The 12963-nt window shown below is 63.3% G+C and carries 5 protein-coding genes and 1 tRNA gene; all 6 read right to left on the bottom strand.

Features of this window, described 5'->3' with window-relative positions; genetic code table 11:
* The 6 genes from VHN57_RS16360 to VHN57_RS16335 all read right to left on the bottom strand — a co-directional run bounded on the left by VHN57_RS16360 (nt 1) and on the right by VHN57_RS16335 (nt 12952).
* Entirely contained in the window at nt 1-414 is a 414-nt protein-coding gene (locus VHN57_RS16360) for a hypothetical protein (protein WP_026109005.1), read from the bottom strand.
* Between the two features lie 387 nt (nt 415-801).
* Nucleotides 802-1413 (bottom strand): TetR/AcrR family transcriptional regulator, encoded by a 612-nt coding sequence (locus VHN57_RS16355; protein WP_423286046.1) that lies wholly within the window; start codon nt 1411-1413, stop codon nt 802-804.
* Nucleotides 1414-1502: 89 nt separating this feature from the next.
* Nucleotides 1503-1576 (bottom strand) — tRNA-Gln (locus tag VHN57_RS16350).
* 243 nt (nt 1577-1819) lie between these two features.
* Nucleotides 1820-6076, bottom strand: a complete 4257-nt coding sequence (gene rpoC / locus VHN57_RS16345; RefSeq protein ID WP_004208472.1) for a DNA-directed RNA polymerase subunit beta' — start codon at nt 6074-6076, stop codon at nt 1820-1822.
* Between the two features lie 79 nt (nt 6077-6155).
* Nucleotides 6156-10313, bottom strand: a complete 4158-nt coding sequence (gene rpoB / locus VHN57_RS16340; RefSeq protein WP_037508426.1) for a DNA-directed RNA polymerase subunit beta — start codon at nt 10311-10313, stop codon at nt 6156-6158.
* A gap of 311 nt (nt 10314-10624) precedes the next feature.
* A complete protein-coding gene (locus VHN57_RS16335) occupies nt 10625-12952 on the bottom strand; it encodes an arylsulfatase (RefSeq protein ID WP_278985647.1) in 2328 nt (775 codons plus the stop codon).
* Nucleotides 12953-12963 lie beyond the last annotated feature (11 nt).

The following is a 12963-nucleotide window of genomic DNA, read 5'->3' as shown; positions in this document are numbered from 1 at the left end:
TTAGCTCCGGGGGACGCGGGCGGTGCGGCCCGCGCTGATGGTGGCGAGCAGCAATTCGAGCTGCGCGGTGGAAAAGCCGGCCGCACGGAAGGCGGCGAGGGCGGACAGCGACACGGCATAGCCCTTGTGCCAGGCCTCGACGGCTAGGCGACGCAGTGCCTCCAGCCGTTCGCTGGCCAAGGTGGGGCTATGTTCCTCGCCCCAAATCCACTTGCGCAGACGCGCGAAGCGGCCGGGACCGCGCAGCGAGCGCAACCCGTCGGTGCGGGCAAGGTCGACGATCTGCCATTCCTGGGCGGAAAAGCTGGTTGCCTGGGCCTCGACACTGATGGCGGGCACGGCGGGGGCGGGGCGGGCGGCGCCGACCGCCATCTGCGGACCGGCAAGTGCCTGGGCGAAATCAAGGAAAGCCATGGCCTGTTCCTTCCTGCTATCTGAAGCGGGCACACGGCCGCGCGCGGAAGAGCGCGGATCACGTCCCGAAATAAGCGCCCGAAGATGCGGGCATGCGACCTTGCGGCGCGAACGGCACAAACCGTCGCGAAGAGGGCGCAAAGATGGTGAATCAGGAGGAACCCGTTACCGGGAAACCGCCCCTTTGGGTGACGCTATCGTCGACAGCGCCGATGGTGGAATTGCTGCATGATGACCTCCCTGGGCTACAGACCCAGCATCATTGTGTACCATGCGGTATATATTAACGGGGGCTGTCCCGTCAACCGTCTTTTTGTACCGGGAGGTATTTTATTTGCAGTGCGGCAATTTCAAGGGGGGACGCGCGCAAAAGCGAAATAAATTCCGCTATTTGCTGGGCCACATGGTGAGGGTGGTGTCGATCAGCTGTTCCAGCCGATCACGCGGCACACCGGCACCGGCCTGAACGGCCATGCCCTGGATCACGGTCGAGAGATAACAGGCGAGCGCCTGCGGCTCGACTCCGGCGGGCAGGTCGCCCTCTGCCTGGGCGCGTTCGAACCGGTCGAGCAGGGCGCGGTCGGACGAGGCGCGGCGGGCCAATACCTCATCACGGATACATTCGGAATGGGCGGTGCCGCCGACCGAACTGATGACGCCCATGCATCCCTGGGGATCTTTGTTGCCGGTCTGGATCGCCAGCGATCCGCGCAGCATGCGCTCGGCCACGGCCTTGGCGGTCGGTGCCTCCAGCGACGACTTCACATAGCAGAGCTTGTCGCGCTCATAGAGGTCGAGCGCCTTGCGGAAAAGGGCTTCCTTGTTGCCGAAGCAGGCATAGAGGCTGGGCTTGGTGATGCCCATCGCTTCGGTCAGTTCCGCCAGCGATGCACCTTCATAGCCGCGCCGCCAGAAGACCTGAAGCGCAGCCGCCAGGGCTTCCTCGGGATCGAACTCCCGCGGGCGGCCCCTGCCACTCTGTGTTGCCATGATTTCCATACCGACCGGTATATAGGGATGATGGCCGCCTGCGTCCATAGGGCGCGCGACATCATCGCTAGTCAGCTTTTATCTGATGGGGGAAGAATTGGATGCCCGACAAGGATTCGAACCTTGATTGACGGAGTCAGAGTCCGCTCTCTTACCATTAGAGGATCGGGCATCATCAGCAGGGCTTGCCCCGCTTGGGAGGCCGCAGATAGGCGGGGATTGAGAGTCGGTCAAGCGCTTTGTGCAGCCTTTCCGTAGTTTTTTGTCGATCCTCCCGATCGCCGACTGGCTGCCTTTACCGCACAAAGAAAAGCCCGCCGGATCATCGCTGATCCGGCGGGCAATATGTCGGTCTCTCTCAAAACCGGGCTGGGAGCCGCTCCCGATGTAGGAAGCGGCTCCCGCCTTTTCAAAGTCAGTCCATGTCCTGCGTGGTGAAATCATCACCCTGCACGGCACCCAGCGGATCGTCGCCGATCGCGGCTTCCGGACCCTGGGCCAGTTCGGCCGCATGTTCCTCGGCCGCGCTCTTCGGCGCGATCAGGTCGACCTGGGCCGAAGCGCGCAGCGCGGCCCGCATCGCCGCGTCACGCGACGAGGCGGCAACGCGCAGGCGGTTCATGCCGGCACCGGTGCCCGCCGGGATGAGGCGGCCGACGATGACGTTTTCCTTCAGGCCAACCAGCGTGTCCTTCTTGCCCTGGACCGCCGCTTCCGTGAGGACGCGGGTGGTTTCCTGGAAGGACGCTGCCGAGATGAACGAACGGGTCTGCAGCGAGGCCTTGGTGATGCCGAGCAGCACCGGCTTGCCGGCAGCAGGGGCAAAGCCCGGCTGCAGCTTGCTGTTGATCTCGTCCATTTCCTCGCGGTCGACCTGCTCGCCCACCAGCAGGGTGGTGTCGCCGGACTCGATGATCTCGACCTTCTGCAGCATCTGACGAACGATCGTCTCGATGTGCTTGTCGTTGATCTTCACGCCCTGCAAGCGATAGACTTCCTGGATTTCGGCGACCAGATATTCGGCCAGCGGCTCGATGCCGAGCACTTCCAGAATGTCGTGCGGATCGGGCGAACCACCGATCAGGTTGTCGCCACGCTTCACGTAGTCGCCTTCCTGAACGTCGATCACCTTGCTCTTGGGGATCAGATATTCGACCGGCTCGCCGCCATCCTCGGGATTGATGGCGATCTTGCGCTTCGCCTTGTAATCCTTGAGGAACTGCACGCGGCCCGAGACCTTGGCAATGATCGCATTGTCCTTGGGCTTGCGGGCTTCGAACAACTCGGCAACGCGCGGCAGACCACCGGTGATGTCGCGGGTCTTGGCCGCTTCACGGCTGACACGCGCCAGCACGTCACCGGCCTGAACCTCGGCACCATCGTCGACCGACAGGGTCGCACCGACCGCCAGCATGTAGCGGGCGGCTTCACCGCTATTGTCGTCCATCAGGGTCAGGCGCGGACGCAGATCTTCCTTCGTCCGGGCGGCACCACGATGCTCGATGACGACGCGCTGGGCGATGCCGGTGGCTTCGTCGGTCTGTTCGGTCAGCGTCTTGTTGTCGATCAGGTCGACATACTTAACGATACCCGGCTTTTCCGTGATGACCGGCATGGTGAACGGATCCCACTCGGCGAAGCGGTCGCCCTTCTTCACGGCATCGCCATCTGCGAACAGGATGGTGGCGCCATAAGGCAGGCGGTGGGTTTCGCGTTCGCGACCTTCGCTGTCGATGATCGCGACTTCGCCGTTACGGGCGAGCGACAGGCGGCGACCATTCTTGTCGGTGATGGTCGGCATGTCGCGCAGCTCGATCGTGCCGTCCGACAGGGCTTCCAGGTTCGACGTTTCGTTGAAGTTCGCCGCGCCGCCGATGTGGAAGGTACGCATGGTCAGCTGCGTGCCCGGTTCACCGATCGACTGCGCCGCGATGACGCCGACGGCTTCACCGATGTTCACCGGCGTACCACGGGCGAGGTCACGGCCGTAGCACTTGCCGCAAACGCCCATGCGGCTTTCGCAGATCAGCGGGCTGCGGATCTTCACGGCCTGCGTGCCGATCGCCTCGATCTGGGTGATCATGGCTTCGTCCAGCAGGGTGCCGATCGGGATGATGACGGTGCCATCCTTGCTATCGACGATATCCTGCGCCGTGGTACGGCCCAGAATGCGCTCGCCCAGCGAGGCGATGACCGAACCACCCTGTACGATGGCCTTCATCTCCAGCGCCTTTTCGGTGCCGCAATCATCCTCGACGATGGTGCAGTCCTGCGACACGTCGACCAGACGGCGGGTCAGGTAACCCGAGTTCGCCGTCTTGAGCGCGGTGTCGGCCAGACCCTTACGGGCACCGTGGGTCGAGTTGAAGTATTCAAGGACGGTCAGACCTTCCTTGAAGTTCGAGATGATCGGCGTTTCGATGATCTCGCCCGACGGCTTGGCCATCAGGCCGCGCATGCCGGCCAGCTGCTTCATCTGGGCCTGCGAACCACGGGCACCCGAGTGTGCCATCATGTAGATCGAGTTGATCGGCGCCAGACGGCCGGTCTTGGGATCCTTGGGCTGGGCACGGATCTCGTCCATCATGGCGTTCGCGACCTGGTCGCCGCAACGGCTCCAGGCGTCGATCACCTTGTTGTACTTTTCCTGCTGCGTGATCAGACCGTCCTGATACTGCTGCTCATAGTCCGCCACCAGTGCCTTGGTCTCGTCGACCATCGTCACCTTGCTGTCGGGGATGACCATGTCGTCCTTGCCGAAGCTGATGCCGGCCTGGAACGCGTGGCGGAAGCCCAGCGACATGATGGCGTCGGCGAACAGCACCGTGTCCTTCTGGCCGGTGTGACGATAGACCTGGTCGATGACGTCACCGATTTCCTTCTTGGTCAGAAGGCGGTTGACGACGTCGAAGGGCACCTTGTGCGACTTGGGCAGGCATTCGCCCAGCAGCATGCGACCCGGCGTGGTCTCGAAGCGCTTCATATACTGCTGACCATTTTCGTCGGTCTGCGGCACGCGGCTGATGATCTTCGAGTGCAGGGTGACCGCCTTGGCATAGAGGGCCTGATGGACCTCCTGCATGTCGGACAGCAGCATGCCTTCGCCCGGCTCGCCTTCGCGTTCCATCGACAGGTAATAGATACCCAGGACCATGTCCTGCGAGGGAACGATGATCGGCTTGCCGTTGGCGGGCGACAGGATGTTGTTGGTCGACATCATCAGCACGCGCGCTTCCAGCTGGGCTTCCAGCGAGAGCGGCACGTGGACGGCCATCTGGTCACCGTCGAAGTCGGCGTTGAAGGCCGAGCAGACGAGCGGGTGCAGCTGGATCGCCTTGCCTTCGATCAGCACGGGTTCGAACGCCTGGATGCCCAGACGGTGGAGCGTCGGCGCGCGGTTCAGCATGACCGGGTGCTCGCGAATGACTTCGTCGAGGATGTCCCAGACTTCCTTGCGCTCCTTTTCGACCCACTTCTTGGCCTGCTTCAGGGTCATGGACAGACCCTTGGCGTCGAGGCGGGCGTAGATGAACGGCTTGAACAGTTCGAGCGCCATCTTCTTGGGCAGGCCGCACTGATGCAGCTTGAGTTCCGGACCGGTCACAATGACCGAACGGCCCGAATAGTCGACGCGCTTGCCGAGCAGGTTCTGACGGAAGCGGCCCTGCTTGCCCTTGAGCATGTCGGACAGCGACTTGAGCGGACGCTTGTTGGCACCGGTGATGACACGGCCGCGACGGCCGTTATCGAACAGGGCGTCGACGGCTTCCTGCAGCATGCGCTTTTCGTTGCGGACGATGATGTCCGGTGCACGCAGCTCCATCAGCCGCTTCAGGCGGTTATTGCGGTTGATGACGCGGCGATACAGATCGTTGAGATCCGAGGTCGCGAAGCGGCCACCGTCCAGCGGCACCAGCGGGCGCAGTTCCGGCGGGATGACCGGCACGACGTCCAGGATCATCCATTCGGGGCGGTTGCCCGATTCCAGGAAGCTCTCGACGACCTTCAGCCGCTTGATGATCTTCTTGGGCTTCAGTTCCGACTTGGTGACGGCCAGTTCGTCCAGCAGCGCCTGCTTCTCGCCTTCCAGGTCGAGATCCATCAGCATCTGCTTGACGGCTTCGGCGCCGATTCCGGCCGAGAAGGCGTCCTCGCCATATTCGTCCTGCGCGTCGAGCAGTTCGTCCTCGGTCAGCAGCTGATACTTCTCCAGCGGGGTCAGGCCCGGCTCGGTGACGATATAGCTTTCGAAATAGAGGACGCGCTCAAGCTGCTTGAGCTGCATGTCGAGCAGCAGGCCGATGCGCGAGGGCAGCGACTTCAGGAACCAGATATGGGCAACCGGCGCGGCCAGTTCGATATGGCCCATGCGCTCGCGGCGGACCTTCGACACGGTCACTTCCACGCCGCACTTTTCGCAGACGATGCCCTTGTACTTCATGCGCTTATACTTGCCGCACAGGCATTCATAGTCCTTGATCGGACCAAAGATGCGGGCGCAGAACAGGCCGTCACGCTCGGGCTTGAACGTGCGATAGTTGATGGTTTCCGGCTTCTTGATTTCGCCGAAGGACCAGCTGCGGATGCGCTCCGGGGAGGCGAGGCCAATCTGGATCTGGTCGAAGGTTTCCGGCTTCTGGATCGGATTGGCGAAGTTCGTCAGTTCGTTCATATCTCAAGTCCCTCTAGAGGGTGTAATTTTCGGGCGAAGCAGGGGAGGGGGCGCTGCCGGAGCAGCGCCCGCGCATCCCTTATTCCGCCGCAGCCGCCATGCCGTCGTCGTCAATCTCGTCCATCGCGGCGAGTTCGACGTTAAGGCCCAGCGAACGCATTTCCTTGACCAGCACGTTGAAGCTTTCGGGAATGCCGGCCTCGAACGTGTCGTCGCCCTTGACGATCGCCTCATAGACCTTGGTGCGGCCGACCACGTCGTCCGACTTCACCGTCAGCATTTCCTGCAGCGTGTAGGCGGCGCCATAAGCCTGGAGCGCCCACACTTCCATTTCACCGAAGCGCTGGCCACCGAACTGCGCCTTACCGCCCAGCGGCTGCTGGGTGACGAGCGAGTAGGGGCCGATGGAACGTGCGTGGATCTTGTCATCGACAAGGTGATGCAGCTTCAGGACATACTTGTAGCCAACGGTCACCTTGCGGTCGAACACGTCGCCGGTACGGCCGTCGAACAGCGAAACCTGGCCGGATTCGTCCAGGCCTGCCAGCTTCAGCATCGCCGACACGTCGGATTCGACGGCACCGTCGAACACCGGCGTCGCCATCGGCACGCCTGCACGGACATTCTGCGCCAGCTCGACGATCTGCTCGGGGCTGCGCGCCTCGATTTCGGCGACATAATTGTCGCCATAGATCGTCTTGAGCAGTTCCTTCACCGCCTCGGGGGGCTGGCCCGCCTCGGGGTTCGGATTGGCGTCACGCCATGCGTCCAGAGCCTGGCCGATCTGGGCGCCCAGGCCGCGTGCGGCCCAGCCCAGATGGGTTTCGAAGATCTGACCGACGTTCATGCGCGACGGCACGCCCAGCGGGTTCAGCACGAAGTCGACGGGGGTGCCGTCTTCCAGGAAGGGCATGTCTTCGGCCGGCAGGATGCGGCTGATGATACCCTTGTTACCGTGGCGGCCAGCCATCTTGTCGCCCGGCTGCAGCTTGCGCTTCACCGCGACGAACACCTTGACCATCTTCAGCACGCCCGGCGGCAGCTCGTCGCCGCGCTGCAGCTTGTCGACGCGATCCTCGAACTTCTCGACGATCAGCTTCACCGCTTCGTCATACTGCGCCTTGACGGCTTCGATGCCGGTCTGACGGACATCGTCCTCGACCGCGAACTTCCACCATTCGTGGCGCTCGACTTCGCCCAGCAGAGCCTCGTCGATCACAACGCCCTTCTTGACGCCCTTGGGGGCGGCGGTGGCGGTCTGGCCGATCAGCATTTCCTGCAGACGGTTGAAGGTCGCACGGTTGAGGATGCCGCGTTCGTCTTCACGGTCCTTGGCGAGACGGTCGATTTCTTCCCGCTCGATCGCCATGGCGCGTTCGTCCTTGTCGATGCCATGACGGTTGAAGACGCGGACTTCCACGACCGTACCAGCAACGCCCGGCGGCAGGCGCAGCGAGGTGTCGCGCACGTCGCTTGCCTTCTCACCGAAGATGGCACGGAGCAGCTTTTCTTCCGGGGTCATCGGCGATTCACCCTTGGGGGTGATCTTGCCAACCAGAATGTCGCCCGGCTCCACTTCGGCGCCGATGTAGACGATGCCAGCCTCGTCGAGGTTGCGCAGCGCTTCTTCACCGACATTCGGAATGTCGCGGGTGATGTCTTCCGGACCCAGCTTGGTGTCGCGGGCCATGACCTCGAACTCCTCGATATGGATCGAGGTGAAGACGTCATCCTTCACGATCCGCTCGGAGATCAGGATGGAGTCTTCGTAGTTGTAGCCGTTCCAGGGCATGAACGCGACAAGCACGTTGCGGCCCAGCGCCAGCTCGCCGAACTCGGTCGACGGGCCGTCGGCGATGACGTCGCCGGCCTGCACCAGTTCGCCCACCTTCACCAGCGGACGCTGGTTGATGCAGGTGTCCTGGTTGGAGCGCTGGAACTTCTGCAGCGTGTAGATGTCGACGCCCGACTGGCCGGGTTCGACATCGCCGGTGGCGCGGATCACGATACGGGTCGCGTCGACCTGGTCGATGATGCCGGCGCGCTTGGCAGCGATCGCCGCGCCCGAGTCACGGGCCACGGTGCCTTCCATGCCGGTGCCGACGAACGGCGCCTCGGCACGGACCAGCGGCACCGCCTGACGCTGCATGTTCGATCCCATGAGCGCGCGGTTGGCGTCGTCATTTTCCAGGAACGGAATGAGCGAGGCCGCGACCGACACCAGCTGCTTGGGGCTGACGTCCATCAGGGTGATGTTGTCGCGCGGCGCCATCAGGAATTCGCCGGCTTCACGGGCGGAGATCAGGTCTTCCGCCAGCGTGCCGTCGGCATTGGTTTCGGCGTTGGCCTGCGCGATCGTGTGCTTGGCCTCTTCCATCGCCGACAGATAGACGACGTCGTTGGTCACCTTGCCGTCGATCACCTTGCGATACGGCGTTTCGATGAAGCCGTACTTGTTCACGCGGCTGAAGGTGGCCAGCGAGTTGATCAGACCGATGTTCGGGCCTTCGGGCGTTTCAATCGGGCAGATACGGCCATAATGGGTCGGGTGAACGTCGCGGACTTCGAAGCCGGCGCGCTCACGGGTCAGACCACCCGGCCCAAGGGCCGACACGCGGCGCTTGTGGGTGACTTCCGACAGCGGGTTGGTCTGGTCCATGAACTGCGACAGCTGCGAGCTGCCGAAAAATTCACGCACCGCGGCCACGGCGGGCTTCGCGTTGATCAGGTCGTTCGGCATCACGGTCGACACGTCGACCGAGCTCATGCGTTCCTTGACCGCACGTTCCATGCGCAGCAGGCCGACGCGATACTGGTTCTCCAGCAGTTCGCCGACCGAGCGGACGCGACGGTTGCCGAGATTGTCGATATCGTCGATCTCGCCCTTGCCGTCCTTCAGGTTCACCAATTCCTTGACGACGGCCAGGATGTCCTCGACGCGCAGGGTGGTGACGGTGTCCTCGGCATCCAGGTCGAGGCGCATGTTCATCTTCACGCGGCCGACCGCGGAGAGGTCATAGCGTTCCGGATCGAAGAACAGGCCGGCGAACAGCGCTTCGGCGGTTTCCTTCGTCGGCGGCTCGCCGGGGCGCATGACGCGATAGATGTCGCTCAGGGCCTGGTCGCGCTCTTCGGCCTTGTCGGCCTTGAGCGTATTGCGGATCCAGGGGCCGGTGGTGACATGGTCGATGTCGAGCAGTTCCAGGCGGTCGATGCCCGCCTTGTCCAGCTTTTCGAGGTTTTCGGGCGACACTTCGTCGCCGGCCTCGATGTAGATCTCGCCGGTCTTCTCGTTGATCAGGTCATAGGCGCTGTAGCGGCCATAGACTTCCTCGGTCGGGATCAGCAGGGTGGCCAGGCCATCCTTCTCCGCCTTGTTGGCAGCGCGCGGGCTGATCTTGTGGCCGGCGGCGAACACGACTTCGCCCGACTTGGCGTCGACGATGTCGAACGCGGGCTTCAGGCCGCGCCAGGCTTCGGCGGTGTAGGGGATCTGCCAGCCGCCTTCGCCACGGACGAAGGTCACCTTGTTGTAGAACTGGCCCAGGATTTCCTCGGCGGTGAGGCCGAGCGCGTACAGCAGCGCGGTGACCGGCAGCTTGCGCTTGCGGTCGATACGCACGTTGACGATGTCCTTGGCGTCGAACTCGAAGTCGAGCCACGAGCCACGGTACGGAATGACGCGGGCAGCGAACAGATACTTGCCCGACGAATGGGTCTTGCCACGGTCATGGTCGAACAGGACGCCCGGCGAGCGGTGCATCTGCGACACGATGACGCGCTCGGTGCCGTTGACGATGAAGGTGCCGTTCTGCGTCATGAGCGGCATGTCGCCCATGTACACGTCCTGCTCCTTGATATCGAGGACCGAACGGGTTTCGGTGTCGGCATCGACCTCGAACACGATCAGGCGCAGGGTGACGCGCATCGGCGCGGCATAGGTGATGCCACGCTGGCGGCATTCCTCGACGTCGAACTTGGGATCTTCCAGCTCATAATGGACGAAGTCCATTTCGGCGGTGCCGGCGAAGTCGCGGATCGGGAAGACGCTGCGCAGGGTCTTTTCCAGGCCCGATACATAGCCGATCGCGGGGTTGGAACGGAGGAACTGTTCGTAGCTCTCCCTTTGAACTTCGATCAGGTTCGGCATCTGCACCACTTCGTGGATGTCGCCGAACACCTTGCGGATGCGCTTCTTAGCGCCGGTGTTGATCGTTGGGAGAGCCTTGGTCGCCATGCGGTTCCTGCCTGTCGTCTGTTCGTCGTGTTTTTCCGCATTGCAACGGAAATTCAGTCCGGATGCTCTGGAATCCGGGGTGATTCGCACCCCATATTCCACGCAAAAAAGTGCGGGCCGGGACTGTCCGATCCGCACTGTCAGCGTCTTGTTGCCCGCCAAACTCGCCCAATTCCGCCGGTTTCGTGCGCCATGCGAACCGGACCCCGAGCGATGAGGGGGACGGACCATCCCATCCGGGGAGGACAGGAACGGACCGATTTCGAACCGCCCATATAGGAAAAGGGGGCGGCTTTGTGAAGGGGGCAGGATCAATCCATGTCGATCGTCAGATGGCGGACATCCCCTTCCAGCCGACCATGGGGTGTCACATAGTCGGTGACGGCCACGCCAATGTCCTGGCCGATGTCCAGCGTCTCGCCGTTGCCGGCCGGCATCAGGAAGCTGACCGGCAGCGAAAGCTGCGCCAATTGTGTTTCGCCGGAACTGAGGGTCACCTCTGCCGGCTTGCCAAAGCCGCTGGTGGCAAAGCGCAGCCGTATCGACGTGCTGCCGGCGGGAAGAGGCTTGGCCGCTGCGACCCGTGCAACCTCTTCGGGCTTGGTCGACCGGGCGAAGACGAAGCTGGGGCGACCATGGTCGAGATAGAGGCTCCAGCCGCCGAAATGGCTGCCCAGCGCCATGATGGCGCCCGATGCATCCGGCTTGTCGAGGTGCAACTGGGCGGTGATGGTGAAGGATCGACCGACCAGGAAAGGCTGGCCGACCGCTGGCAGGCTGATATCCTTGCCCCAATATTCATAATGGCGCCTGCCGCCGCCGATAAAGGCCGCCATGCCTTCCGCCCGGCCGGCGCCGAAACGGTGGTCCAGTGGAAAGACCTGGTTGCGTTCGGCTTCCGCTTGCCATGTGGCCTGCATCGCCTTGAGCCGGTCGGGCTGAGAGGTCGACAGGTCGGTTGACTGCGAAAAGTCGCGCTCCAGATCATAGAGCGTCCAGGTGACGGGGGGATTGGCGCCGCCCGGTGGCATCGCGGCCCAGGGCGCACGGCCATCGTCCATGCTGGCAAACCAGCCATCCTGATAGAGGGCAGCCTTGCCCCCGATCTCGAAATATTGGGTGCGCGGCGCCTTGGGGTGGCACTGGCTCAGGCTGGGGAGCAGGCTTTTCCCATCGATCGGCTTTTGCGCGATTCCGTTGACGCTCGTCGGTGCGGACAGGCCGGCGGCGTCCAGCACGGTGGGCACGATATCGTTGAGATGGCCGAACTGCGCACAGATGCTGCCCGGCTTTGCGACATGCCCCTTCCAGGCCATGATCATGCCGTTGCGAATGCCGCCCAGCATCGACGCCACCTGCTTGGTCCAGCGGAACGGCGTGTCCATCGCCCAGGCCCAGCCGGCGGGATAGGTGCCATAGGTCATGGGGCCGCCCATGCGGTCGATATTCGATGCCAGCCATTGCGGGCTTTCATTATGGCGGCCGACGGTCTGCATCTCGTTGACGGTGCCTTCGACACCGGCTTCGGCGGCTGCGCCATTATCGCCCAGTATCACGCTGATCAGCGTCGTCTCCAGCAGGCCCATGCGCTCCAGTTCGTCGAGCACCCGGCCGAACTGTTCGTCCTGATAGACCAATTGCGCAGCAGCGACCTCCATCGTCCGCGCGGCAAACGCCCTTTGTTGCGGATCGAGGCTGTCCCAGGCGGGAATTTCGGCCGGCCGGGCGGTCAATTGCGTGCCCTTGGGATGGATGCCCATGGTCAGTTGCCGGCGATAGCTTTCCTCCCGCATCCGGTCCCACCCCTGGTCGAACCTGCCCTTGAAGCGGGCGATATAGTCGGCGGGCGCCTGATGCGGGGCATGGGTGGAGCCGGGCGCATAATAGATCAGGAAGGGCTTGTCGGGCGCGGCTGCCTTCTGGTTGTGGACATAGCGGATGATCTCGTCGGCCAGGCGCTTGTCGAGCAGGTCGCCCTTATTCTCCTCCGGCGCGACCCGGCTGATCCCCCGGAACAGGGTGGGGGAATATTGATCATTATCCCCGGCGATGAAGCCATAATAATATTCGAAACCCCGGCCCGTGGGCCAGTTGTCGAACGGCCCGGCCTCGCTCTGCTCGCTCTTGGGCACATTATGGTCCTTGCCGAACATTGCGCTGTTATAGCCATTGAGGCGCAGCATCTGGGCAATCGTGGCGGTGTCCGGTCCCATCCGGCCCATATAGCCAGGGAAGCCCGCCGGCAGGTCGCTCAGATAGCCATTGCCCGCGGCATGATGGTTGCGCCCGGTCAGCAGCGCCGCGCGGGAGGGCGAGCAGATGCCCGTGGTATGGAAGCGGTTGTACCGCTGGCCCATCGCCGCCAGCCGCTCGAAATTGGGTGTGGGCACCGGGCCGCCAAAGGCGCTGGACATGGCAAAGCCGACATCGTCGCTCATGAACAGCAAAACATTGGGCGCGCCGGCTGTCGCGCGAACCGGCTGCACCGGCATCGGGCGTGAATTGGCGACATCGGGCGCAATGACCCCGTCGAAGGGCGCGGGGGGAATCGGCAGGGTGGTGCGCACCGTCTGCGCCGGGCTGGCGGCGGCGATCATCAGCGCAGCGGCGCCGGCGCTGGCATAGAGGAATGCGTGCATGGTCTCTCCCT

The organism is Sphingobium salicis subsp. salicis (assembly GCF_049472635.1).
Taxonomy (GTDB): Bacteria; Pseudomonadota; Alphaproteobacteria; order Sphingomonadales; family Sphingomonadaceae; genus Sphingobium; species Sphingobium yanoikuyae_A.
The sequence above is the reverse complement of the archived record's forward strand: the minus strand, read 5'-3'. Positions and strand labels throughout refer to the sequence as shown.

What these genes read in the sequence shown, in the direction of transcription:
- VHN57_RS16360 (WP_026109005.1), bottom strand. Translation starts at nt 414, where the DNA reads ATGGCTTTCCTTGATTTCGCCCAGGCACTTGCCGGTCCGCAGATGGCG.
- VHN57_RS16335 (WP_278985647.1), bottom strand. Translation starts at nt 12,952, where the DNA reads ATGCACGCATTCCTCTATGCCAGCGCCGGCGCCGCTGCGCTGATGATC.
- rpoB (WP_037508426.1), bottom strand. Translation starts at nt 10,313, where the DNA reads ATGGCGACCAAGGCTCTCCCAACGATCAACACCGGCGCTAAGAAGCGC.
- rpoC (WP_004208472.1), bottom strand. Translation starts at nt 6,076, where the DNA reads ATGAACGAACTGACGAACTTCGCCAATCCGATCCAGAAGCCGGAAACC.
- VHN57_RS16355 (WP_423286046.1), bottom strand. Translation starts at nt 1,413, where the DNA reads ATGGAAATCATGGCAACACAGAGTGGCAGGGGCCGCCCGCGGGAGTTC.